The organism is Vibrio nereis NBRC 15637 (assembly GCF_001591105.1).
GTDB lineage: Bacteria > Pseudomonadota > Gammaproteobacteria > Enterobacterales > Vibrionaceae > Vibrio > Vibrio nereis.
In genome coordinates, this window is the sequence record NZ_BCUD01000003.1 from 79,270 (window position 1) to 104,947 (window position 25,678).

The 25,678-nt window shown below is 46.2% G+C and carries 20 protein-coding genes and 2 tRNA genes; 15 read left to right on the forward strand and 7 right to left on the reverse strand.

Going from position 1 to position 25,678, the window contains the following annotated elements; translation table 11 throughout:
* Positions 1-13: 13 nt before the first annotated feature.
* On the reverse strand, positions 14-709 hold the full coding sequence (gene mtnN, locus VNE01S_RS04640; protein WP_053396639.1) for a 5'-methylthioadenosine/S-adenosylhomocysteine nucleosidase: 696 nt from the start codon (positions 707-709) through the stop codon (positions 14-16).
* A gap of 185 nt (positions 710-894) precedes the next feature.
* Between mtnN and rpsO the strand changes: the two genes are divergently transcribed.
* The 5 genes from rpsO (at position 895) to VNE01S_RS04665 (ending at position 6,527) form a co-directional block, all read left to right on the forward strand.
* On the forward strand, positions 895-1,164 hold the full coding sequence (gene rpsO, locus VNE01S_RS04645; RefSeq protein WP_005380094.1) for a 30S ribosomal protein S15: 270 nt from the start codon (positions 895-897) through the stop codon (positions 1,162-1,164).
* A gap of 299 nt (positions 1,165-1,463) precedes the next feature.
* Positions 1,464-3,596 carry a polyribonucleotide nucleotidyltransferase gene (gene pnp, locus VNE01S_RS04650; protein WP_053396640.1) on the forward strand — a complete coding sequence of 711 codons (2,133 nt, stop codon included), beginning with the start codon at positions 1,464-1,466 and terminating at the stop codon, positions 3,594-3,596.
* Positions 3,597-3,702: 106 nt separating this feature from the next.
* Entirely contained in the window at positions 3,703-4,626 is a 924-nt protein-coding gene (nlpI, locus tag VNE01S_RS04655; protein WP_053396641.1) for a lipoprotein NlpI, read from the forward strand.
* A gap of 107 nt (positions 4,627-4,733) precedes the next feature.
* A complete protein-coding gene (locus tag VNE01S_RS04660) occupies positions 4,734-5,147 on the forward strand; it encodes a MarR family winged helix-turn-helix transcriptional regulator (RefSeq protein WP_053396642.1) in 414 nt (137 codons plus the stop codon).
* Between the two features lie 42 nt (positions 5,148-5,189).
* Entirely contained in the window at positions 5,190-6,527 is a 1,338-nt protein-coding gene (locus tag VNE01S_RS04665) for an MATE family efflux transporter (protein WP_053396643.1), read from the forward strand.
* Positions 6,528-6,572: 45 nt separating this feature from the next.
* On the opposite strand, the gene VNE01S_RS04670 is transcribed toward VNE01S_RS04665, so the two are convergent.
* The 3 genes from VNE01S_RS04670 to VNE01S_RS04680 form a co-directional block, all read right to left on the reverse strand.
* Entirely contained in the window at positions 6,573-7,451 is an 879-nt protein-coding gene (locus VNE01S_RS04670) for a U32 family peptidase (RefSeq protein ID WP_053396806.1), read from the reverse strand.
* A gap of 20 nt (positions 7,452-7,471) precedes the next feature.
* Complete coding sequence (gene ubiU, locus VNE01S_RS04675) at positions 7,472-8,485, reverse strand: ubiquinone anaerobic biosynthesis protein UbiU (protein WP_053396644.1); 1,014 nt, start codon at positions 8,483-8,485, stop codon at positions 7,472-7,474.
* A gap of 115 nt (positions 8,486-8,600) precedes the next feature.
* Positions 8,601-10,640 carry an EAL domain-containing protein gene (locus VNE01S_RS04680; RefSeq protein WP_053396645.1) on the reverse strand — a complete coding sequence of 680 codons (2,040 nt, stop codon included), beginning with the start codon at positions 10,638-10,640 and terminating at the stop codon, positions 8,601-8,603.
* Positions 10,641-10,818: 178 nt separating this feature from the next.
* Here VNE01S_RS04680 and ubiT point away from each other — a divergent pair, with 178 nt between their 5' ends.
* The 10 genes from ubiT (at position 10,819) to truB (ending at position 19,030) form a co-directional block, all read left to right on the forward strand.
* A complete protein-coding gene (gene ubiT, locus VNE01S_RS04685) occupies positions 10,819-11,346 on the forward strand; it encodes a ubiquinone anaerobic biosynthesis accessory factor UbiT (protein WP_053396646.1) in 528 nt (175 codons plus the stop codon).
* A complete protein-coding gene (locus VNE01S_RS04690) occupies positions 11,330-11,833 on the forward strand; it encodes a GNAT family N-acetyltransferase (RefSeq protein WP_053396647.1) in 504 nt (167 codons plus the stop codon). Before ubiT ends, VNE01S_RS04690 begins: the two co-directional genes overlap by 17 nt.
* A 279-nt stretch (positions 11,834-12,112) precedes the next feature.
* On the forward strand, positions 12,113-12,448 hold the full coding sequence (secG, locus tag VNE01S_RS04695) for a preprotein translocase subunit SecG (RefSeq protein WP_053396648.1): 336 nt from the start codon (positions 12,113-12,115) through the stop codon (positions 12,446-12,448).
* Between the two features lie 17 nt (positions 12,449-12,465).
* A tRNA-Leu gene (locus tag VNE01S_RS04700) sits at positions 12,466-12,549 on the forward strand.
* 58 nt (positions 12,550-12,607) lie between these two features.
* Positions 12,608-12,684: transfer RNA gene (locus tag VNE01S_RS04705), tRNA-Met, on the forward strand.
* A gap of 203 nt (positions 12,685-12,887) precedes the next feature.
* The gene (gene rimP, locus VNE01S_RS04710; protein WP_053396649.1) at positions 12,888-13,343 is read left to right on the forward strand and encodes a ribosome maturation factor RimP; all 456 of its coding nucleotides are present in this window, start codon (positions 12,888-12,890) and stop codon (positions 13,341-13,343) included.
* 24 nt (positions 13,344-13,367) lie between these two features.
* Positions 13,368-14,855, forward strand: coding sequence for a transcription termination factor NusA (gene nusA / locus VNE01S_RS04715; RefSeq protein ID WP_053396650.1), 1,488 nt, complete (start codon positions 13,368-13,370; stop codon positions 14,853-14,855).
* Between the two features lie 23 nt (positions 14,856-14,878).
* A complete protein-coding gene (infB, locus tag VNE01S_RS04720) occupies positions 14,879-17,581 on the forward strand; it encodes a translation initiation factor IF-2 (RefSeq protein WP_053396651.1) in 2,703 nt (900 codons plus the stop codon).
* 115 nt (positions 17,582-17,696) lie between these two features.
* Positions 17,697-18,092, forward strand: a complete 396-nt coding sequence (rbfA, locus tag VNE01S_RS04725; RefSeq protein WP_053396652.1) for a 30S ribosome-binding factor RbfA — start codon at positions 17,697-17,699, stop codon at positions 18,090-18,092.
* Positions 18,092-19,030 carry a tRNA pseudouridine(55) synthase TruB gene (gene truB, locus VNE01S_RS04730; RefSeq protein ID WP_053396653.1) on the forward strand — a complete coding sequence of 313 codons (939 nt, stop codon included), beginning with the start codon at positions 18,092-18,094 and terminating at the stop codon, positions 19,028-19,030. Before rbfA ends, truB begins: the two co-directional genes overlap by 1 nt.
* Before the next feature lie 60 nt (positions 19,031-19,090).
* Here truB and VNE01S_RS04735 read toward each other — a convergent pair whose 3' ends face one another.
* From VNE01S_RS04735 to gltB, 3 genes are all read right to left on the reverse strand, one after another.
* A complete protein-coding gene (locus VNE01S_RS04735) occupies positions 19,091-19,519 on the reverse strand; it encodes a DUF1499 domain-containing protein (protein ID WP_053396654.1) in 429 nt (142 codons plus the stop codon).
* A 115-nt stretch (positions 19,520-19,634) separates the two neighbouring features.
* Positions 19,635-21,047 (reverse strand): glutamate synthase small subunit GltD family protein, encoded by a 1,413-nt coding sequence (locus tag VNE01S_RS04740; RefSeq protein ID WP_053396655.1) that lies wholly within the window; start codon positions 21,045-21,047, stop codon positions 19,635-19,637.
* Positions 21,048-21,068: 21 nt separating this feature from the next.
* Positions 21,069-25,532, reverse strand: coding sequence for a glutamate synthase large subunit (gene gltB / locus VNE01S_RS04745; protein ID WP_053396656.1), 4,464 nt, complete (start codon positions 25,530-25,532; stop codon positions 21,069-21,071).
* Positions 25,533-25,678: the final 146 nt, after the last annotated feature.

A 25,678-nucleotide genomic window follows, 5' to 3' on the forward strand; every position in this document is an offset into this window, starting at 1 on the left:
ATGTATGTTCAGCTTATTTCAATAGCTCAACCATTTTGAAGACCATTTCTGAAGAGCTTTTCGCTGCAAGCGGCAAGAACTCTTCAAAGCTCATTGGAGATTCTTTGTCAGCAACGTCAGAAATAGCGCGTACGACAACAAACGGTACGTTGAACTGGTGACAAGTTTGCGCAATCGCTGAGGCTTCCATTTCTACCGCAATAACGGATGGGAAGTGCGTGCGGATAAATGCTTGGCGCTCTGCGGTACATACAAAAGCATCGCCGGTACAGATTAGGCCACGTACCGCGTGTTTATCTTCCATTTGCTCGAGTGCTTTTTCTGCCACATCCATAAGTTTTGCGTCTGCGATGAACGCTGCTGGTTGTTGCGCCATTTGTCCCATTTCGTAGCCAAATGCGGTCACGTCCGCATCGTGGTGACGGACTTCAGTGGAAATCACTACGTCACCCAGGTTCAAGCTAGAATCGAAGCCGCCTGCTGAACCTGTGTTGATCACAACATCGGGTTGGTATTCATCAAGCAGAATCGTCGTACCAATCGCGGCGGCGACTTTACCAATACCTGATTGAAGCAGAACAACATCTACACCGTTAAGTTGACCAGAGAAGAAAGTACAGCCTGCTTTGGTGACTGTCTGACAGTTTTCAATAGCTTGTTTAAGGATGGAAACTTCTTGTTCCATTGCACCGATGATGCCGATTTTCATAGTGAATCCTGTATGTTCAATTAGGTATATAATTTAGGTCGCTAAGTGTACCAGAAATCAAATAAGTTCCTAGAAAATACCTATTGCTTAAGCCCTATACATCCCATATAATCCGCGCTTCGCGTAGTGGCTGAATCAGAGATTGGCTGCTACAACTTTAAACCTACTCTTATTAGGAGAGAATTATGTCTCTGAATGCAGAAACTAAAGCAGCAATCGTTGCAGAATACGCACAAGGCGAAGGCGACACTGGTTCACCAGAAGTTCAAGTAGCTCTACTTACAGCTTCTATCAACCACCTACAAGGTCACTTCAAAGCACACAAAGGCGATCACCACAGCCGTCGTGGTCTTCTACGTATGGTTTCTCGTCGTCGTAAGCTTCTAGATTACCTAAAAGGTAAAAACCTAGCTCGCTACCAAGACCTAATCAAACGTCTAGGCCTACGTCGCTAATCAGCGACTGCATAGCAGTTTGTCTAAAAAGGGGCTTTATGCCCCTTTTTTGTTGGCTAAATTTAGCCAAATGCCTATCTTCCCGTTATACTACGCACGACTAAATCCCAATTCTTGGGGTTTTCATTAAAAAAAACTCATTGCATTACAGTCAACCTCGTCGACCAAAAGGTCGCGACTATTAAAAAGAAATTTAGCGAAGTTTCTTTTCACTAGTCGCGATTCGTAATGCCTTGAGTGTTAATTAACACACTCTAATCTCTCGCTTGTTTTAGGGAGCTTAGAAACAAGGAATAACAATGTTCGAAAAACCAGTTGTTAAAACGTTCCAGTACGGTAACCACACAGTTACCCTAGAAACTGGCGTTATTGCACGTCAAGCTACAGCAGCAGTTATGGTCACTATGGACGATACAGCAGTATTCGTTTCTGTAGTTGGTAAAAAAGAAGCTGTACCGGGTCAAGATTTCTTCCCTCTAACAGTAAACTACCAAGAGCGTACTTACGCAGCAGGTAAAATCCCAGGTGGTTTCTTCAAGCGTGAAGGTCGTCCTTCTGAAGGTGAAACGCTAACGGCTCGTCTAATCGACCGCCCGATTCGTCCACTTTTCCCAGACGCATTCAAAAACGAAGTTCAAGTTATCGCAACAGTTGTGTCTGTTAACCCAGATGTACAGCCAGATATCCCAACAATGATTGGTACTTCTGCGGCACTTGCTATTTCTGGTATCCCATTCAACGGTCCTATCGGTGCGGCACGTGTTGGTCACATCGACGGTCAACTTGTTCTTAACCCAAGCCAAACTGAACTAGAAGCATCTAAGCTTGACCTAGTGGTTGCAGGTACAGAATCAGCGGTTCTAATGGTTGAGTCTGAAGCGGACAACCTAACAGAAGAAGAAATGCTAGCGGCGGTTGTATACGGTCACGACCAACAGCAAGTCGTTATTTCTGCTATCAACGAGTTCAAAGCTGAAGTTGCTACTCCAGCTTGGGAATGGGAAGCACCAGCAGTAAATGCTGAACTTAAAGCGAAAATCGCAGATCTTGCTGAAGCGCGTCTAACTGAAGCGTACCAAATCACTGAGAAGATGGCGCGTTACGAGCAAGTTGGCTCGATCAAGTCTGACGTTGTTGCTGCGATTCTTGCAGAAGACGAAGAGCAAGACGAGCAAGAAATCAAGAAGATGCTTGGCTCTCTAGAGAAGAACGTTGTACGTAGCCGCATCATCGCTGGTAACCCACGTATCGATGGTCGTGAGAAAGACATGGTTCGTGCGCTAGACGTACGTACAGGTATTCTTCCTCGTACACACGGTTCTGCACTATTCACTCGTGGTGAAACTCAGGCGATCGTAACTGCGACTCTAGGTACGCAGCGTGATGCTCAAATCATCGATGAACTAACGGGTGAGCGTAAAGATCACTTCCTACTGCACTACAACTTCCCTCCATACTGTGTAGGTGAGACTGGTTTTGTAGGTTCTCCTAAGCGTCGTGAAATCGGTCACGGCAAATTGGCTAAGCGCGGTATTGCGGCAGTAATGCCATCTGTGGACGAGTTCCCATACACAGTACGTGTAGTATCGGAAATCACTGAATCTAACGGTTCATCTTCAATGGCTTCTGTATGTGGTACGTCTCTAGCTCTTATGGATGCTGGTGTGCCAATCAAGTCTTCTGTTGCGGGTATCGCAATGGGTCTTGTGAAAGAAGGCGATGATTTCGTTGTTCTTTCTGACATCCTTGGTGACGAAGACCACCTAGGTGACATGGACTTTAAAGTAGCAGGTACTAACACTGGTATTACCGCACTTCAAATGGACATCAAGATCGAAGGTATCACTAAAGAGATCATGCAAATTGCGCTTAACCAAGCTCAAGGCGCACGCAAGCACATCCTATCTGTAATGGATGAAGCTATCTCTGGTGCTCGCGAAGATATCTCTGAGTTCGCTCCGCGTATCCATACTATGAAGATCAGCGCTGAGAAGATCAAAGACGTTATCGGTAAAGGTGGTGCAGTTATCCGTGCTCTAACTGAAGAGACAGGTACAACTATCGAAATCGAAGACGACGGCACAATCAAGATCGCTGCAACTGAAGGCACTGCTGCGAAAGAAGCAATCCGTCGTATTGAAGAGATCACTGCTGAAGTTGAAGTTGGCCGTATCTACACAGGTAAAGTTGCGCGTCTAGCTGACTTTGGTGCATTCGTTACTGTTCTTCCAGGCAAAGATGGTCTAGTACACATTTCTCAAATCGCAGACAAACGCGTAGAGAAAGTGTCTGACTACCTAACTGAAGGTCAAGAAGTTCAAGTTAAAGTACTTGAGATTGACCGCCAAGGCCGCGTGCGTCTAAGCATGAAAGAAGCGGTAGAAAAAACGGAAGAAGCCGCTAGCGAAAAGCCAGCAGCAGATGCTGAATAAAGCGAATTAGCTTATTTAGCAAAAAGCATGATATAAAGGGAGCGTAACGCTCCCTTTTTTTATGCGGATGATGCTAAGCTAAACTTAGCAACAGGAGTACCGAATTGTGAAATGGTTAAAAACTTCGACGCTTAGTCTAGTAGCTGTATTGACGACCGCTGGCTGTGCTTCCAATGCAAACGAAAATGCAGAGTGGTTATACCCACCCATGGCTGTTCCTTTGCAGGCTAGTGTTCAGCAAGAAGTGCAAATTGCTCGTTTGAGTCAATTATTGCTGCGACCAGATCTTTCAAATGAAGTTCGCGCTAAGATGTATTATGAACGTGGTAGTTATTACGACAGCGTTGGTCTGCGTGACTTAGCTCGTATGGACTATAAACAATCTTTAGCGATCAATCCGCTACAGCCACATCTTTTTAATTTGCTAGGTATGCATTTTACCCAAGTGGGTGACTTTGACGCCGCCTATGACGCATTTGGCTCAACACTAGAGTTAGATCCGGCTAACTCGTACGCTGAACGAAACCGTGCTATTGCTTTGTATTATGGTGACAGGCTGAACTTGGCGCTAGAAGACATCCAAAAGCACTATGATGAAGACCCTTCTGATCCATTTCGTGCATTATGGATGTACTTAATTAAGTTGGAAGTGGATCCGGCTCAGGCCAAAGGCGAACTGCTTGCGAGTTACCAATCTCGCACAGACGAGTGGGGCTGGGTACTGGTCGCCATAACCTTGGGAGAAATGTCTGAAGAGCAGGCGTTTAGCGTAATTCTTCAGTCAACGCCAGACAACACATTGTTGGCTCAACGCCTAACGGAAGCGTATTTCTATCTAGGTAAGCGTTACCAAAGTAGTGGAGACTTCGCTAGCGCAGTTTCACTGTATAAGCTGGCGATTTCTTTTAACGTTTATGAGTATGTGGAACATCGTTATTCGTTCTTGGAGTTGACTCGGATTTACACCCAAGTTCAAGAAGAGAGGATCGCCAAGGCGAAATTGGCTGAAAAGCACGCCTCAACGAATTAAGCGCTTTCCTACTATTTTAAAAACCACCGTCAATCACGGTGGTTTTTTATTGCCAAATTATAGGCTTTGATTAGAATAGTTAGTCAAGCTAATTAAAATGGTATGGTATGACTCTAGAGACGAATCTGATCGAGTTAGAGCGATTTTGCGCCAAAGCATGGCGTGTGTATGCGAAAGAAGACCCTCTTTCCTCACTGAGCTTTAATGAATTTGATTATTTGAGGGTAATTCAAGATTACCCTAAAGGGATCCGGATTACGGATCTCGCAGAAGAAATGAAGGTTACTAAGCCTTCCGCTTCCAATATGGTGGCGAGACTAAAGAAGAAAGGATTAGTCCAGCGCGTAGCATGCCATGAAGATGGGCGCTCTAAGCGTGTGATGCTGACAGCTCAAGTGATTCAGGACTTGTCATTAGAACAAGTCGTATATAAATCGATTGCTGACACAATGAAGCAAAAGCTTTCTTGTGAAGAAGCGAATCAGCTTGCTTACCTATTGGAAAAATCTCTTAAAAACTAATTTTAACTATTTGGTTAGCCTAGCTAACCTTTGGTGGGAAAGATGCAAATATCTATTTATAAGCAGTTTTGGCGCTATACCATTCCGACTGTCGCAGCGATGCTCGTCAATGGCTTATATCAGATTGTTGATGGTATTTTCATTGGACGATATGTAGGGGCCGATGGATTAGCGGGTATTAATGTTGCTTGGCCAGTGATTGGAGCCATTCTTGGCATCGGGATGTTAGTTGGGGTTGGGACAGGGGCATTAACCTCAATTAAACAGGGAGAAAAAGACCGGGAAGGTGCCAAACAGGTATTGGCGACTGGTTTACTTTTACTCTGTCTCCTGACCCCTATAGTGGCTTTGGTCCTATGGTTTTTCGCTCAAGACTTTTTGATCTGGCAAGGAGCTGAAGGCCGAGTATTCGAGTTGGGACTCCAATATTTACATATCTTGATTGGTGCTTGTGTGTTCACCCTTGGCTCCATTGCGATGCCGTTTCTGCTGCGAAACGATGAAAGCCCTAAATTGGCAACCATGCTGATGATGCTGGGAGCTGTGATCAACATCGTTCTGGATTACGTGTTTATCGCCTGGCTTGAGTGGGAGCTGACAGGGGCCGCGATTGCAACGGGCGTTGCTCAGATGATCGTAACGCTACTCGGCGTGTCGTATTTTTTCTCGGCTAGGGCCAATTTACGTTTAACACGTCGAGAAACACGCTTCCAGCTTTCTGCCATCCCACAGATTTTTACTATTGGTGTTTCGAGCTTTTTTATGTATGCCTATGGTTCGGTCATGGTAGCGTTACACAACGGCCTATTCGCCGAGTACGGTAATCAGCTAATGATCGGTGCCTATGCAATTTTGGGTTATATCGTCACGGTTTATTATCTTGCTGCTGAAGGGATTGCGAATGGTATGCAGCCGTTGGTCAGTTACAACCACGGAGCAAAGCGGTTAGATAATACAAAGAAATTGCTCAAGATCGCGATGCTAAGCTCTATTTTATTGGGTATCGGGTTTGTCGTAGTGCTGAACTTATTCCCATACCGCTTTGTTTCGGTATTTAACTCACAGAGTAGCGCATTGATTGATTACACAGTGACAGGAATACAGCTCCATTTGTTTGCCTTGGCCTTGGATGGTTTTTTAGTGGTTGCCGCGGCTTACTATCAAGCCATTAACCGAGGCAGCAAGGCGATGTTTGTGACAGTTGGGAACATGTTAGTGCAACTGCCATTTCTTTATATTATGCCTAAATTATACGGCGTGACGGGTATTTGGTTGGCGTATCCGTTGTCGAACATCGCATTAAGTGTGGTAGTGGTCATTATGCTCTTGAAAGACGTGAAGCGATATCAAAAGCAATCTTTAGATCATGTGATGGTTTAAATTCACATATAAGAAAGGGCTCAATGAGCCCTTTCTGGTTTTTGTTTAAATGTTTTTGACTTCTAGACCAGCAAGTTGATGCCAGTAGCCATTACACTGTCGACTGGTTATCGGTAGCGGTTTTTGTCCAAATTCATTAGCACGGAAGTTATCCAGATCAGAAAAAGTTTCCACACCGAGTGGGCTTAAGCGCACGACATCGACCAAGCCTTTCATGGTTGGCAAATCGTTGATCAAGTTATAGCAGTAACCAGATTGGGTTTGGATACCGTTAAGGTTAAAGACCTCTTGACCTTCCTGGCTACTTACTTGAATACCTGTAGGGTACTTAATGCAGCAGGTCTCACAGTCATCTTTCGCTTTATTTTCTGCTCGAGCGGTAAAGCAACGTGCGGAGTAGGCGAGAGGAAGGTAGCCGTGGCTAAAGACTTCTACTTCAAATTGACCTTTGATACCTATCTCGTCGCATTGAGTTAATACTTTACTCAGCCAATCGCGTGATAATTCCACAGGCATACACCAGCGAATCATGCCTTGTTTAAGGAACAAGTTCAGGGTGTGTGCGTTATATGTGTTGACGGCGGGCCCAACGACAAACGGCACTTTCTTTTCTGAGGCGAGCTGAATCGCGGATACATCGTTCGCTTCAATCGCAAAGTCGCCGTTATCAATGTACTTCTTCATAACGTTAACTTCACTTGGTGCTTCTAATAGCGCCATGGTTGACAGCACGACTTGTTTGCCTGTCGCGCTCAGCTCTTTGGCGATATCAAACCAATGCGCAGGCTTTAGCTCACGACGCTTGGAGCAAACACTTTCCCCAAGGTAGACAATATCTGCCGAACTTGTTTTGGCCTGATTGTAAAAATCTTCGACGTTTTGCTTTGGCCAAAAGTAGAGTAGTGGGCCTAGTGCGTATTTCATGTTGTTTTCCATTTTAACCTCTACTGCCATTTTCGATGGTACGCGCCTAATGTGGTTTGAGTACCTTCCGAGACGTTCGCTAGTGTCGCGTTCCAAGCCGCATCAACTTGATACGCTTCCGGGTTGGCCTGGTAACGATCAATGGCAGCTCGCCAAGTACGCGTCACTTGTTCAACATAAGCAGGGCTGCGCTGTCGACCTTCGATTTTTACTGATGCCACATTGGCAGCAAAGAGTTCCGGCAGCATAGACAATGTGTTTAGGCTCGTTGGTTCTTCTAACGCGTGGTAAGCCTTGGTTTGCTCTTCAAGATCTGCAGTAAAGCGGCCTTTACACAAGGTCGGGTACCCCGCGTTTTCGCCCTCAGAGTAACGATCGATTAGGATGTTATTTAGACGAGATTCTAGCCCTTGCTCTGTTTCTTGCCAGCGAACGTATTTCGCAGGGGAGCAGGCGCCGACAGTATTTGGCGATTCACCCGTCATGTAGGAAGAGAGGTAGCAGCGACCTTCAGACATGATACACAGGCTACCAAAAGCGAAGACTTCCAGTTCGACATCGCTAGTGATGTTGCGCGATAACTGCTTAACCTGATGAATCGACAGGACTCGTGGCAATACCACTCGTTCTACATTGAAGTTGTTCTTATAAAAATCGATCGCAGGGACGTTGGTTGCAGAGGCTTGGACAGACAGGTGCAACTCCAAATTTGGATGTTTGCGTGATGCATATTCCAACACTGCAATATCAGACACAATTAATGCATCGACACCATGATCGGCGGCGCGATCTACCGCGTCAGTCCAACGCTCAAACCCATCTGGGTGAGCAAACGTATTGAGTGCAACGTGTATTTTTTTATCATGGTCGTGCGTGTACTGAACCGCTTTTTCTAACTTTTTGCCGGTGAAGTTCAAACCAGCAAAGTGGCGTGCGTTGGTGTCATCTTTAAATCCGATATAGACCGCGTCAGCACCACAATCAATGGCGGTTTTTAGGGCAGGTAAGTTTCCTGCTGGGCATAGGAGTTCCATTGCTCTTTACCAGACTGTCTCTTCAAAGTGGTTCGCATTTTATGAAGATATATGAACGGCGAACTTGATATAAGGCAGGTTTAAGTGAGTTTCTAAGTGAAATACTTACTTGGGGTTAGTTTTTGTGGCGGCGATTTTGCGCAAACAGTTCTTCGACCTCTTGTTTAGGTTGAGGGCGATAAAAATGGAAGCCTTGAATGGAGTTGCAGTTTAGGTTGGATAGCAAGGTGGCTTGCTGTTGAGTCTCGACTCCTTCTGCTACGACGGTTAAGTTTAGAGATTTACCTAGGTTAATGATGTTTTCAATTACGGTCACTTGTTTCGGTAGGGTGTCTAGTTCAGTAATGAAGGCACGGTCAATCTTTAACTCATCGATAGGGAAGCGAGCCAGATAAGAGAGCGAAGAGTAGCCTGTACCAAAATCATCAATCGACAGGGCGAAGCCCAATTTCTTAATAGCATTAAGCATTTGCAGCGTATGTTCGCTATCGCTCATCACAGCGCTTTCGGTCAGCTCAAAGGTAATGCAGCTCGGGTCCAACTCCGTGGTTCGAAGTAGCTTCTCCATAAAGTCAATCAGCTTAGGGTTACCAAACTGCTCTGGAGATAAGTTGATCGCCACGCGGCCAGGTAGAATGCCTTGCTGCTTCCAGCGTTTAACGGTGTTAAATACCTCGCGCATAACCACGCGCCCTAAGTGCTCGATTAAACCAGCGCGTTCTGCAACGGGAATAAAGGCTGCAGGGCTAATGTAGCCTTCCACTGGGTGTTTCCAGCGGATCAGTGCCTCGGCGCCGTTAATGCTAAAATCACGCGCATTCACTTTCGGTTGGTACCAAACATCCAAGCCATTCTGTTGTAGGGCTTTTTGCAGCTCTATTTCAAGCCACAAGCGCATGCGGGCTTCTTTGTTCATCTGATCATTAAACTTGATAAGACGATTTCGACCTCGGTCTTTGGCTTCGTACATGGCCGTGTCGGCGTTTTGCAGCAGAATTCGCGCGTCGTTACCGTCACCCGGATACATGACGCTACCAATAGAGCACGCAAGGCGTTTACTAAAATGGTGCAAATCGAAGGGCTGGTTGATCAGCGAGATAATACGTTCAGACAGCACTTCTGCCATTCGATGGTTTTCTGGCTCAGGTAGGATAATACCGAACTCATCTCCTCCTAAATGCCCGAGTACCGCTTGACGAGGTAAAAGACGCTTAAGACGAGAAGAGACCTCTTTAATGACTTTGTCACCAATATGGTGGCCTAAAGAGTCATTAATGTTTTTAAAATTATCGATATCTAAGTACAACAACAGCAGGGGAGTTTCATTGCTAATGAGTTGTTCCAAACGCTTAGTGAATCCACTGCGGTTGTACAGCCCTGTGAGTGCATCGGTGTGAGCATCTTCCTGTAACTTGCTAGAGAATTGCTTTGGTGTCGATTCTGCGTCTTGGATCAGAACTAACTGTGAATTACTGCCAAATAGGGTTGTGTTATCCGCGTTTAGTTGGACACGTCGTTCAAAGCCACAACGTGGTCCAGTTGAACAGATTAATGGCGCTTCACCTAAAGTTGAGCCCAGTGCTTTAGAAAAGACGGTTTTGGTCTTTTCATCAACAAACAGTCGAGACAGGCTTTCGCCTAAAAGGTCTTGAATTGCGTCAAACCCAAGCAAACGGATAGCGGCCGGGTTAGCAGAGATAATGGAATCATCTTCTACCAATAGTAACCCGTCGGGGAGCAAATTGGTCAGAGTCGAAAACTTACCTTCAGATTCTTCTAAAGAGCGAATCAGAATGCTCTTCTCTGAAGTGTCTATTGCATGAAATAGGATATGCGTTATCCCATTCTCTTGTTCAAATGGAGATAAGCAGATATGCAGGCTGGTTTCTAAATCGATGCCATCCAGCGTGATTTCTGATTCAAGAGATTCACCACGAAAAGCTCGCTCATAATATGGCTTGAGATGGGTGTAGAACTGTTCACCAAGGATCTGGGCATCATTCATGCCCACTAGCTCTTCAGGAGGAAGGCCGGATATATCGCAATAACGCCCGTTCGCCAAAGCATAGTTATGCTGGCAATCGAGAATGGCGAAAAAAAACGGGCTATGTGCCGTTATTTTTGAAAACCAGTGATGTAATTGTGGCGATAGCATCAAGGTGTTACCGATTTTCCTAAGAGCGAGATATTCACAATATAATAATATAGTGAGAATTAATTCGATATGAAAGACATAGTCAGTGAACGCTGATTCTTTGACAAATAACAGGAATCGGCGTTTGAACATCCACTATTATGGCTAATTACAGTTAACAAAGTAACGGATAATTCGCGTGATTAACAAGATTCGCACCCAAGTAGTTCAGAATGCCGCATCAATTTTGCGATCTCCAGTCCACTTATTACCTCAATCTGTACAAAAAAAAGCCTTGCTGGAAGGGCTTAAAATGGTCTTTAAAGAAGCCCTAGAAGATGGTGATTTTGACTTCCTTGAAGGCAAGTGGTTAAAAGTGTCAGTCACAGATATGGAGCTGAGTTGGTATATTAGCTATGAAGCTGACAAGCTGGTCGTTGCTGATTGCCCTATAAAAGAAGACGTTTCGTTCAGTGGTAACTTAAATGATCTTGTTTTAATCGCTGGGCGTAAAGAAGATCCAGATACTTTGTTTTTTCAACGTCGATTGTCAATTGAAGGTGATACCGAGCTTGGTCTAGAGGTTAAGAACCTAATGGATAGTGTTGATCTTGAATCATTGCCACAACCGTTACAAACTTTGTTAAATCAACTAGCCGACTTTGTGCATAAAGGCTTACAATCGCCAACAACACAAAGTGAGGTAATTAATGCTTATTCGAACTGAAGCTCCGGCTGATATCCTAACGGTTGATCAATTGCTGAAATCGGCGTTTGAAACAGACGCAGAAGCGAAATTGGTGATGCAGTTAAGAGAAAACGGCCATCGCACCCTGTCATTGGTAGCATCGACAGATGATGGAGAAATTATTGGCCACGTCATGTTTAGTCCTGTCACGTTAAAGGGTGAAGATTATAACTGGCAAGGGTTAGCTCCTTTGGCGGTTAAAGAGGAATACCGTGGCCAGGGTATTGCTAAACAGCTGGTTGAAGAGGCATTTTCATCACTTCTTGAACTGGGTTATCCAGCCTGTGTTGTTTTAGGTGATCCGGCTTACTATGGGCGTTTTGGATTCGTGCCCGGTGAGCAATACAATATGCAGTGCCAGTGGGATGTGCCGAAAGGCGCTTTTCAGGTAATCGAACTTCGTTCAGGTGAGTTTGAAGGTAGAAATGGAGTGATTGAATACTGCCCCGAGTTTTTAAAACTCTAATTGGGATAGTATTGGCCTAAAGGCGTGTTTACTTTATTTTATCGGTACTTATCGCCAGTGAGCATTTCTAGTTTATCTAGGACTATGAGGTAAATGTTATCTTTTGTCCCTTTTTTGACCGCTTGATGCGTCGGGAATGTTTTTTTGTAAATTATCTCTTGTCAGCGCCCACGTGTTTCGCTAGTATTGCTCCGCCTTCGAAAAGGAGGTCGCTAGCCTTGTTCTGAAATGCAATTTCGAGCGGCGCTGGCTCAACAATTTGGAACATAGGTGGAAATAATGTTTACAGTTCTACTTGTGATTTACCTGTTGGCAGCGATTGGTGTAATCGGCCTAGTGTTGATTCAACAAGGTAAAGGCGCAGATATGGGAGCCTCATTCGGTGCAGGCGCATCAAACACAGTGTTTGGCGCAGGCGGCTCAGGTAATTTCCTAACCCGAATGACTGCAGTTTTTGCAACAGTATTTTTCGTTCTTAGCTTAGTACTTGGTAACATGTCAACTCATAAAACTGAATCTCAGTGGGTTGACCCGACTCAAGGTCAGGTTATCGAACAGGCTGAAAACGTAGTGAGTGAAGTTCCAGCTCAAGAGAGCAGTGAAATTCCTCAATAAGCTAAAGATTTAGCTGTGCCGAGATGGTGAAATTGGTAGACACGCTAGCATGAGGTGCTAGTGCCTTAGGTGTGAGGGTTCGAGTCCCTCTCTCGGCACCATTGATTTACAAACTTGTAAAATACCTTGTGGAGCGCTTATAATGCTCAACAAGTCGGACGCGGGGTGGAGCAGCTTGGTAGCTCGTCGGGCTCATAACCCGAAGGTCGTCGGTTCAAATCCGGCCCCCGCAACCAATCCTTTAGGATGTGGACAAGTTTGCGCAGTGCTAGCACTGTGAGTTAAGTAAGCTTGATTACTTAACACATCAGGGTCCAGCAACAAAAAACCCCGACTATCGGGGTTTTTTGTTATCTAAATTTCGTTACGGAGAAATTTAGAGAATGCTTGGAATTTAAATTGGGCTCTGAGCCCTTTTTTTGTTTCTGGGGTGGTTTAAATGACTGGTTTAGAAAGACAACTTACTGAAATGCTTGAAGCTCCAGTAGCGGCCTCAGGTTATGAGTTAGTTGGATTAGAATTTATTCGCGCAGGCGAACATTCAACGCTACGTATCTATATTGACCACGAAAATGGCATCACAGTCGATGACTGTGCAGAAGTTAGCCATCAGGTTAGTGCTGTCATGGACGTTGAAGATCCAATCACTGTGGCTTACAACCTAGAAGTGTCTTCTCCAGGTTTAGAAAGACCACTTTTCAAAGCAGCACACTATGAACAATTTATTGGTCACGAGGTAAGCATCGTTTTGAAAATGGCTGTTGGCAACCGTCGCAAGTGGAAGGGTACTATCCACTCTGTTGAAGGTGAGACAGTGACAGTTACTGTTGATGGTAACCAAGAAGAGTTTGCTCTGAGCAACATTTCAAAAGCTAACCTAATCCCTAAGTTTTAAGCAGAGTCTTAGAGGCTATTTAAAATGAGTAAAGAAATTTTAGCGGTAGCGGAAGCGGTATCGAACGAGAAAGCGGTGCCTCGTGAGCGAATCTTTGAAGCACTAGAAATCGCGCTGGCTACATCTACTAAGAAAAAGCACGAAATTGAAATCGATGTGCGTGTAGAAATCGATCGTAAAACGGGCGAATTCGAAACTTTCCGTCGCTGGTTAGTGGTAGAAGAAGTAGAGCATCCAACCAAAGAGATCTCTATTGAAGCAGCTCGCTACGACGATGACTCAATCGAGTTAGGTGATTACATTGAAGATGAAATCGAATCTGTAACATTTGACCGTATTACGACGCAAACAGCGAAGCAAGTTATTGTACAAAAAGTACGTGAAGCTGAGCGCGCGCAAATTGTAGAACAGTTCATCGATAATGAAGGTGAACTAGTGACAGGTGTGGTTAAGAAAGTTAACCGTGACACAGTGGTACTAGACCTAGGTAACAACGCAGAAGCGGTAATCCTACGCGACGACCAACTTCCACGTGAAAACTTCCGTCCGGGTGACCGTGTACGTGGTCTTCTGTACCGCGTTGCGCCAGAAGCTCGTGGCTTCCAGCTGTTCATTACTCGCTCTAAGCCTGAAATGCTAGCTGAACTATTCCGTGTCGAAGTGCCAGAGATCGCTGAAGAGATCATCGAGCTTAAAGGTGCTGCACGTGATCCAGGTTCTCGCGCTAAAATTGCAGTGAAGACAAACGACAAGCGTATCGACCCTGTAGGTGCGTGTGTTGGTATGCGTGGTGCACGTGTACAAGCAGTATCTGGTGAGTTAGGTGGTGAGCGTATCGATATCGTTCTTTGGGACGATAACCCAGCGCAATTTGTTATCAATGCAATGGCACCTGCAGATGTTGCTTCTATCATCGTTGATGAAGATGCGCACGCAATGGACATCGCAGTTGAAGCAGACAACCTAGCGCAAGCTATCGGTCGTAACGGTCAGAACGTACGTCTAGCGTCTCAACTGACTGGTTGGGAACTGAACGTAATGACGGTTGCGGATCTTCAGAAGAAACACGCTGAAGAATCACAAGCTTCTATCGAAAACTTCATGAAGTACCTAGATATCGAAGAAGACTTCGCTCAACTGTTAGTTGAAGAAGGTTTCTCTACTCTTGAAGAAGTTGCATACGTACCGGTTAACGAGTTGCTTGAAGTTGATGGTCTTGATGAAGACATTATCGAAGAGCTACGTAGCCGTGCGAAAGAAGCTCTAACCACAATTGCTCTTGCTAAAGAAGAGTCTTTTGAAGGTGTAGAGCCAGCTGAAGATCTATTAGGACTTGAAGGTCTTGAGCGTGAAATGGCATTCAAATTGGCAGCGAAAGGTGTAGCAACACTAGAAGATTTGGCTGACCAAGGTATTGATGACCTAGAAGGCATTGAAGGTCTAACCGAAGAGCGTGCAGGTGAACTTATCATGGCAGCTCGCAACATCTGTTGGTTCGGCGACGACGAATAATTTTTCAGCAAGGAGGAAGCGGCATGACACAAATGACTGTAAAAGCATTAAGTGAAGAAATTGGAACACCAGTGGACCGCTTAGTTGAACAACTTGCTGATGCTGGCATGAAAAAAGCGAGCAACGATCAGATTACAGAAGATGAAAAACAGCAATTGCTGACGCATCTTAAGAAAGAGCACGGCGATAACTCAGGTGACGCCGCGCCTACTCGCTTGACTCTGCAACGTAAAACTCGCAGTACACTGAGTGTAAATGCTGGTGGCGGCAAGAGTAAGAATGTTCAGGTTGAAGTGCGCAAGAAACGTACCTACGTGAAGCGCAGTGCAATCGAAGACGAAGCCAAACGCGAAGCTGAAGAAGCAGCCAAACGTGAAGCTGAAGAAGCGGCCAAACGCGAAGCTGAAGAAGCAGCCAAACGTGAAGCTGAAGAAGCAGCCAAACGTGAAGCTGAAGAAGCGGCAAAACGTGAAGCTGAAGAAAAAGCGAAACGTGAAGCTGAAGAAAAAGCAAAACGTGACGCAGACGAGAAGGCTAAACGCAATGTAAAAGATACAAAGCGTGAAGCTGAAGAAAAATCAAAGCAAGAAGCAGCGCAAAAAGAGGCCGACGAGCTTAAACGTCGTCAGGAAGAAGAAGCTAAACGTAAAGCTGAAGAGGAAAGTCAGCGCAAGCTTGAAGAAGCGCGCGAATTGGCTGAGAAGAATAAAGAGCGTTGGTCTGCTGCAGAAGAGAAAAAGGGTGATATGGAAGATACAGATTACCATGTAACGACTTCACAATACGCACGTGAAGCCGAAGATGAAGCAGATCGTCGTGAAGAAGGTGGTCGTCGTAAGAAGAAGAAAGCTGCTGCTAAAAACGATCAAAACCGCGGTGGTCGCAACCAGCGTGGTGGCAGAGGTCGTAAAGGCAAGCTAGCTAAACCATCTTCAATGCAACAAGCTTTCGATAAGACAGCAACGGTCGCTAAATCTGATGTTGTTATCGGTGAAACTATCGTAGTTTCTGAACTTGCGAACAAGATGTCCGTTAAAGCCACTGAAATTATCAAAGCGATGATGAAGATGGGTGCAATGGCAACTATTAACCAAGTGATCGACCAAGAAACTGCTCAGCTAATCGCTGAGGAGATGGGTCACAAGGTGATTATTCGTAAAGAGAACGAGCTAGAAGAAGCAGTACTTAGCGATCGTGATAGCGACTCAGTAGCGACTCCTCGTGCGCCAGTAGTGACTATCATGGGTCACGTTGACCATGGTAAAACATCGACACTTGACTACATTCGTCGTACGCACGTTGCATCTGGCGAAGCTGGTGGTATTACACAGCACATTGGTGCATACCACGTTGAAACTGACAACGGCATGATCACGTTCCTTGATACTCCTGGACACGCGGCGTTTACTGCTATGCGTGCTCGTGGTGCTCAAGCGACAGATATCGTTGTTCTTGTTGTTGCTGCTGACGATGGCGTTATGCCTCAAACAAAAGAAGCAATTCAGCACGCGAAAGCGGCTGGTGTGCCTCTGATCGTTGCTGTGAACAAGATCGATAAAGAAGATGCGAACCCAGATAACGTTAAGAACGAGCTGGCTCAATACGATGTAATCCCTGAAGAGTGGGGCGGTGAGAACATGTTTGTTCACATCTCTGCAAAACAAGGTACTAACATCGAAGGTCTTCTAGAAGCTATCTTGCTTCAATCAGAAGTACTTGAGCTAACAGCGGTTGCTGATGGTATGGCGTCAGGTGTAGTTGTGGAATCTCGTCTTGATAAAGGTCGTGGTCCTGTGGCAACTGTCCTAGTTCAATCAGGTACGCTAAACAAAGGCGATATCGTTCTTTGTGGTCAAGAGTATGGCCGTGTTCGTGCAATGCGCGATGAATTAGGTCAAGAGATCACTCAAGCAGGCCCATCTATCCCAGTAGAGATTTTAGGTCTTTCTGGTGTGCCTTCTTCAGGTGATGAAGCAACAGTAGTACGTGATGAGCGTAAAGCGCGTGAAGTTGCTAACTACCGTGCTGGTAAGTTCCGCGAAGTGAAACTGGCTCGTCAGCAGAAATCTAAACTGGAGAACATGTTCTCGAACATGGCTGCAGGTGAAGTTGCTGAACTGAACGTAGTACTGAAAGCAGACGTACAAGGTTCTGTAGAAGCGATTGCAGATTCACTACTGAAACTATCGACTGATGAAGTTAAAGTGAACATCGTTGGTTCTGGTGTTGGTGGTATCACAGAGACTGATGCAGTACTTGCTGAAGCATCTAACGCAATCATCCTTGGCTTTAACGTTCGTGCTGATGCATCTGCTCGCCGCGCAATTGAAGCTGCAAGTGTTGATCTACGTTACTACTCAATCATCTACCAGCTAATCGACGAAGTGAAACAAGCGATGGGCGGTATGCTTGCTCCAGAATTCAAGCAAGAGATCATTGGTCTTGCTGAAGTTCGTGACGTATTTAAGTCACCGAAACTGGGCGCAATCGCTGGTTGTATGGTTACTGAAGGTCTGATTAAGCGTAACAACCCAATCCGCGTTCTACGTGAAAACGTTGTTATCTACGAAGGTGAACTTGAGTCACTACGTCGCTTTAAAGATGATGTTCAAGAAGTTAAGAACGGCTACGAATGTGGTATCGGCGTTAAGAACTACAACGATGTTCGCGTTGGTGACCAAATCGAAGTCTTCGAAACAGTGGAAATCAAACGTACACTGGACTAATTGACTAAAATTACTCACGATGTCTGATAAAGATTAAGTGGTAATTGGTTGTTGAATACACCATGGGGGGGCTGGGTTGACCATCCCCCCATTCTTTCTATTTGTGAGAAAAGATATGTCAAAAGAATTTAGCCGCACGCAGCGCGTTTCTCAGCAGCTGCAAAAAGAATTGGCGATGATCCTGCAACGTGAAGTTCGTGATTCACGTCTAGGTATGGTAACGATCTCGGACGTAGAGGTTTCTCGTGATCTAGCCTACGCTAAAGTATTCGTCACTTTCCTTTGTGTCGGTGAACAAACGCCTGAGTCGTGCCTTGAAGCATTACGTGAGCACGAAGTGCACATCCGTATGATGCTAGGTAAGCGTATTCGTCTACGCCTAACGCCAGAAATTCGCTTCTACTACGACAACACACTCGTTGAAGGTATGCGTATGTCTAACCTTGTGACTGAAGTTGTACAGACAGACAAACAGAAGCAAAAAGATTCTGGTCGTGAGGACGAGGAATAATGGCTCGCCGTCGTAAAGGTCGTCCTATCGATGGTGTGATCCTGCTGGATAAACCAACCGGGATTTCATCTAACGACGCATTGCAAAAAGTGAAGCGAATTTACTTTGCTGAAAAAGCCGGCCATACCGGCGCACTTGATCCGTTAGCAACGGGCATGCTGCCAATTTGCTTGGGTGAAGCGACCAAATTCTCTCAGTTTTTGCTTGATTCAGATAAGCGCTACCGAGTGATCGCTAAGCTAGGCGAACGTACTAACACGTCGGACTCCGACGGTGAGGTGGTAGAAACGCGTCCAGTTGACGTGGATCTGGCTAAGTTAGAAGCGTGCATCGATAAGTTCCGCGGTGAATCGGATCAAATCCCATCAATGTTTTCGGCGCTGAAATACCAGGGTAAGCCACTTTATGAGTACGCTCGACAAGGTATTGAAGTACCGCGTGAATCGCGCAAAATCACTGTTTACGAAATCGTTCTACACCGCTTTGAAGGCGATGAAGTGGAGATGGAAGTGCATTGCTCAAAAGGCACTTACATCCGCACGATTGTTGACGATTTAGGTGAGATGCTGGGCTGTGGTGCGCACGTAACTATGTTGCGTCGTACGGCGGTTGCTAAGTACCCATATGAAAAAATGGTGACTCTGGAACAACTCAACGAGCTGCTTGAGCAAGCGCATCGTGAAGAGAAAGCGCCACGTGAGCTTCTTGATCCGCTTCTGATGCCTATGGATACCGCGGTGGAAGATCTGCCAGAGGTAAATCTGATCCCTGATCTTGCAAACATGGTTCAGCATGGTCAGCCAGTACAGGTATTTGGTGCGCCAACAGAAGGACCCGTTCGCCTAACGATGGGTGAAGAGAAGCTGTTTATCGGGGTCGGTGAAATGAACGATGACGGTAAGATCGCACCTAAGCGACTTGTGGTATTTCGTGACTAACACCAACTAACGCCTCAATAGTAAAACCGAAGCCTTGGCTTCGGTTTTTTTATTTCTGAGTTATTTAATTAAACCCTCTGCTTCCAGCAGCTTCCTTAACTGGTTTGCACGCTTACGGTTAACTCCAAAATCAGAATATCCGACCCGTGATTCAGAGCGCACGATAAGTTTCCCGCTGTCGATTCGTAGCTCTAGGTCGTCAACAAATCGCATGATTCTAGAAGTGCACTCAATACGTAGATATTTGTCTTCTTTGAACGCAGTCTTGGCGCCTGGCAATTGAAGTGCGGCGCTTTCAATTTGATCAATATTGACGTCAGCCGTGAGCTCGTAGGGGACAAGTTTGAATTTCTCGCGATTATCTAGCGTTGATACGCAATTGGGTTTGTCTCCACAGGGTTGCATACTACGGTCTGTCATGGTCGATACTCCTTGGCTGCAAGCGGTTAAAGTAAGTACTGATAGAGAGAGGAGAGCAGCTTTGTTCATGTTCGGTGGCCTTATCTTGTTTTCTTTAATTATATGCTGAAACGTAAAGCGCTAAGTAAATAAAAAGGTTGGCGCTTGCACACCAACCTTTAGCTATAAATCAAAACGTTATGTTTTACACATCAAGGTAATCAAGTATCCCTTCTGCAGCTTTGCGCCCTTCATCAATAGCAGTCACAACCAAGTCAGAGCCTCGAACCGCATCGCCACCAGCAAAGATTTTTTTGTTACTGGTCTGGAACATAAAGTCTTGCTCAGAAGGAGCTTGGATACGCCCCCACTGATCCAACTCTACACCGTAAGGTTCAAGCCATTCCATTTTATGTGGCTGGAATCCAAACGCCATGATCACCGCATCTGCGTCTAACACGTGTTCGCTACCTGGAACAGGTTCAGGGCGACGACGGCCTGCTTCATCAGGCTCACCCAGCGCGGTTTTCACTACCTTAACGCCCGTTACATGACCAGAAGCATTGACTTCGACCCCAAGAGGTTGAAGGTTAAACATAAAGTTCACACCTTCTTCTTTTGCGTTTTTCACTTCGCGGCGAGAACCAGGCATATTCGCTTCATCACGGCGGTAAGCACAAATTACGTTAGACGCGCCTTGACGAATGGAGGTACGCACACAATCCATCGCGGTATCGCCACCACCCAGTACGACAACTTTCTTACCAGCCATATTGAGGAAAGGTTGGTTATCTTCCAGTTCCATCACTTTGTAGGTATTGGATACCAAGAATGGTAAGGCATCATAAACACCTTCTGCATCCTCATTGTCTAGCCCTGCGCGCATGTATTTATAAGTGCCGACGCCAAGAAAAACGGCATCATAATCATCGATCAGCTGCTGCATTGGCACATCTTTACCGACCTCGACATTCATGCGGAATTCAACGCCCATTTCACTGAAAACGCGGCGGCGGTTTTCCATTACGCCTTTTTCTAGCTTGAAAGAGGGGATACCGAATGTCAGTAGGCCGCCAATTTCAGGGTAGCGGTCAAATACGATAGGTTTCACGCCATTTCGAACTAAAATATCGGCAGCGGCAAGACCTGCTGGGCCGGCACCGATGATGGCGACTTTTTTGTCTGTCCATTCTACTTTTGACATGTCTGGTTTCCAGCCCATTTCAAAAGCTTTATCGGTGATATATTTTTCAATATTACCGATGGTTACCGCGCCAAAGTCATCGTTTAAGGTACACGACCCTTCGCACAACCTGTCTTGTGGGCAAACTCGGCCGCATACTTCAGGCAGACTGTTGGTTTGGTGAGATAGCTCGGCAGCCTCAATAATCCGCCCTTCATTGGCGAGTTTTAACCACTGTGGAATATAGTTGTGTACGGGGCATTTCCACTCACAGTACGGGTTGCCGCAGTCCAAACAGCGATCCGCCTGAGCGGTTGCTTGCTGTTTAGTAAAAGGTTCATAGATTTCAACGAACTCAATCTTACGAATTTTAATGGGTTTCTTCGCAGGATCTACACGTTGTACGTCGATAAATTGGTATACGTTCTGGCTCATGATTCAGACATCCTCCATGATTTACTGTGCTTGAACGCGTAGTTCTGCTGCGCTACGACTTTGGTGACCCAGCAGGGTGTTGAGGTCCGCTGCTTGTGGTTTCACTAGATAGAACTTCGGAATCCATTCGTCAAAGTTCGCTAAAATATTCTCTGCGTGCGATGAGCCCGTTTCTTCAAGGTGCTCTGCGATGAGACCGCGCAGGTGCTCTTGGTGGATATACAAGTCTGAGAGTGAAATAGCCTCGACTGACTCGTTGTTTACTCGGCCTTGGAAGTCTTCATTTTGATCCAACACGTAGGCAAAGCCGCCAGTCATACCGGCACCAAAGTTCACCCCAGTGGCGCCTAGAATAGCCACAATACCACCTGTCATGTATTCACAGGCGTTATCACCAGCGCCTTCAATCACGGCTATGGTACCTGAGTTACGTACACCAAAACGCTCACCGGCTGTACCTGCTGCAAATAACTTACCGCCAGTTGCGCCGTACAAACAGGTGTTACCAATGATGGTGGCTTCGTGGCATTTAAATGCGGTGCCTAAGTGAGGCTTGATCGCGATCTTACCGCCAGCCATGCCTTTGCCGACATAGTCGTTAGCATCACCAGTCAAGTAAAGCTCCACACCACCTGCGTTCCATACGCCAAATGATTGGCCAGCAGTGCCGTCAAGGTGGATTTTGATCGGCGATGCTGCCATACCTTGGTTGCCGTAACGCTTGGCAATTTCACCGGATAAGCGGGCACCAACAGAGCGATCGGTATTGATGACGTTATAGAATAAGTTGGCGGATTGATTGGCTTCCACACTGGCTAGAGCATCATCGACGATCTTCTGGTTGAGCTCTGCTTTATCGAATGGCGTGTTTGGCTGCGTCCAGAAGAGTGGGTGTCCTTCAGGAGAAACTGGGGCCTCTAAAATATTCGACAGATCAAGCTTAGATTGTTTGGCTGTGATGCCTTCCACGGCTTCAAGCAGATCGGTACGACCAATCAAATCTGTTAGCTTCTCTACCCCTAACTCAGCAAGCAGTTCGCGCACTTCTTCTGCAAGGCCTGTGAAGTAGTTGACGACCATTTCTGGCAGTCCTTTGAAGTACTCTTTACGTAGCGTTTCATCTTGTGTCGCCACGCCTGTTGCACAGTTATTTAAGTGACAAATTCGTAAGAATTTACACCCCATCGCGACCATCGGAGCGGTACCAAAACCAAAGCTTTCTGCACCAAGGATCGCCGCTTTTACAACGTCCAAGCCTGTTTTCAACCCGCCATCAACTTGCAGACGAATCTTATGGCGCAGGCCATTAGCTACTAATGCTTGCTGCGTTTCAGCCAGACCAAGCTCCCACGGACAACCCGCGTATTTCACTGAAGTTAGTGGGCTGGCGGCGGTACCACCGTCATAACCCGAAATCGTAATTAAGTCGGCGTATGCTTTGGCTACTCCTGTAGCGATGGTGCCCACACCTGGTTCCGATACCAGTTTGACGGAAACTAAGGCATTTGGGTTAACCTGTTTCAAATCGAAAATGAGCTGGGCCAAGTCTTCGATCGAGTAAATATCATGGTGAGGAGGTGGGGATATAAGCGTTACGCCCTGTACCGAGTAACGCAGCTTAGCGATCTCAGCCGTCACTTTGTGCCCTGGAAGCTGACCGCCTTCACCTGGTTTAGCACCTTGTGCCACTTTGATTTGCAGAACGTCTGCATTGGTTAAGTAGTGAGGCGTCACCCCAAAACGTCCAGATGCGATCTGTTTGATACGGGAATTACGATTAGTGCCAAATCGGCGAGGGTCTTCACCGCCTTCACCAGAATTCGAGTAACCACCTAACTGGTTCATCGCCATCGCCAGTGCTTCGTGAGCTTCTGGGCTCAAGGCACCAATCGACATCGCTGCCGAATCAAAGCGTTTGAACAGATCTGTGGTCGGCTCAATTTTCTCTAGTGGTAGTGGCTTGTCTGATTTTTTTAGCGTCATCATATCGCGTAGCATTGCGATAGGGCGATGGTTCACTTGTTCAGCAAAGCTCTTGTAATCGGAGTTTTCACCAGATTTGACAGCGGTTTGAAGTGTGCCGACAACATCGGGGTTGTAGGCATGGTATTCACCACCGTGTACGTATTTCAGCAATCCCCCGTGCTCGATAGACTTACGTTTTGCCCATGCTTTGCGTGAAAGGTTAAATAAGTCTTGCTGGAAATCGTCGAAGTTTGCCCCTTGAATACGCGTCGCGACACCGCTGAAACAGACATCCACCACATCTTGGCTTAGGCCGACTGCTTCAAAAAGTTGTGAGCAGCGATAAGACGCCACCGTTGAAATGCCCATCTTGGACATGATCTTGTACAGACCCTTATTGATGCCGTACTGATAGTTCTGCATCACTTCACGATAGGTTTTATCTAGCGCGCCATCATCGATGAGTTTGCTCAGTGCTTCATATGCTAAATACGGGTATACCGCAGTAGCACCAAAACCAAGTAACACTGCAAACTGGTGTGGGTCGCGGGCTGTGGCTGTTTCGACAATGATGTTGGCATCACAACGCAAGTTCTCTTCGATCAGACGAGTCTGCACCGCACCAACGGCCATCGCTGCTGGGATCGGTAATTTGCCTTTGACCAATGCGCGGTCTGAAAGCACGACCAGTACAGTGCCTTCGCGCACCACCTGAGTGGCTTGGTCACAGAGATCATTAATCGCTTGTGCTAGATCTTTTTCATTCGGGTCATAGTTAATGTCGAGAATGGTATTACGGTAGTGTGCATCCGCCAGTTCTAATAACTGCTGCATATCAGAATAAAGCAGAACAGGCGAGTCGAACGTCACTCGGTGTGCGTGGCCATCCGTTTCGCAAAAGACATTCATCTCCTGGCCGATACTTGTCGCTAACGACATGACATGCTTTTCACGCAGTGGATCGATGGGTGGGTTGGTTACCTGAGCGAACTTCTGGCGGAAGTAGTCAGTCACCAAGCGTTCTTTGGATGAGAGCACGGCCATCGGCGTGTCATCGCCCATCGAGCCTACTGCCTCTTGCCCCATATCACCGAGTACACGCAGCACTTGATCGACTTCTTCATTCGTCATCGCAAACTGCTTTTGATAGGTACTGAGCAGATCGTTTTCGAAAGTACGTTCGCCTACCTGATCATCAGGAAGGTCTTTAAATGACGTGAGTTTATGGACGTTATTTTCCATCCATTCACGGTACGGGTGGCGGCCTTTGAGATCGTTATCAATCTCACTGGATTGCCATAACTTGCCTCGGCGTGTATCTACGACCAGCAGCTCGCCAGGGCCAACTCGGCCTTTCTCGGCCACTTCATCAGGTGCGTAGTCCCAAATGCCCACTTCAGAGGCGAGGGTGATCAGCTTATCTTTGGTGATGACATAACGTGCCGGGCGAAGGCCATTGCGGTCTAAGTTACAGGCCGCATAACGACCATCAGATAAAACGATACCTGCTGGACCATCCCATGGTTCCATGTGCTTAGAGTTAAAGTCATAAAACGCGCGTAAGTCGGCGTCCATATCTGGGTGATTTTGCCATGCAGGCGGGACTAACATACGCATCGCACGGAAGATATCCATACCACCCGCGAGGAAAACATCCAGCATATTGTCTAGGCTTGAGGAGTCTGAGCCCGTTTCATTAACGAATGGCGCCGCTGTTTGCAAGTCTGGTAATAGCGGTGATGAAAACTTATAGGCACGTGCTCGTGCCCACTTACGGTTACCCTCGATAGTGTTGATTTCACCGTTGTGTGCCAAGTAGCGGAATGGCTGTGCGAGAGGCCAGCGAGGTTGTGTGTTGGTTGAAAAGCGCTGGTGGAACAAACAGATAGCAGATTCCATGCGCAAATCTGCAAGGTCTAGATAGAAACGCGGCAAGTCTGCTGGCATGCAGAGCCCTTTATAGACCATAACCTGAGTTGATAGGCTACAGATATAGAAATCACTGTCTTCGGTAATCTGTTTCTCGATACGGCGACGAGCAATATACAGACGGCGTTCAATGTCTCGCTCTCGCCAGCCTGCTGGAGCGGAAATAAAAACTTGTTGGATATTGGGTAAAGAGTTTAAAGCGATAGGACCAAGTACCGCGGAATTGGTAGGGACGTCTCGCCAACCTGCTACCGTGAGGGTTTCTTGAGCTAGCTCTTTATTAATAATATCTTTGGCTGATTGCGCCTTAACGGGATCGGGGCTAAAGAAAATCATACCTACGGCATATTGTTTGCCTAGGTTGAACCCATTTTCTTCGGCGATAAGGCGTAGATAAGAGTCGGGCTTTTGTAGTAGCAGACCACAACCATCACCTGTTTTACCATCGGCGGCGATACCACCTCGGTGAGTCATGCGATCGAGTGCTGAAATTGCTGTACGAACCAGCTTGTGACTTGGTTCACCTTCCATGTGTGCAATCAAACCAAATCCACAGTTGTCTTTCTCAAGACTTGGATCATAAAGAGCCATTGCAATTCTCCCTTTGCTTCGCTGTCTTCCAGACAGTACTACCAACATCAAAAGGGTTGGTATGTATGACTAACTATGTTTTCAAATTGTTAAATTCTGCATAATGATGCAGAAAATGTTTTGTTATAGTTTTACAAAATTAGACA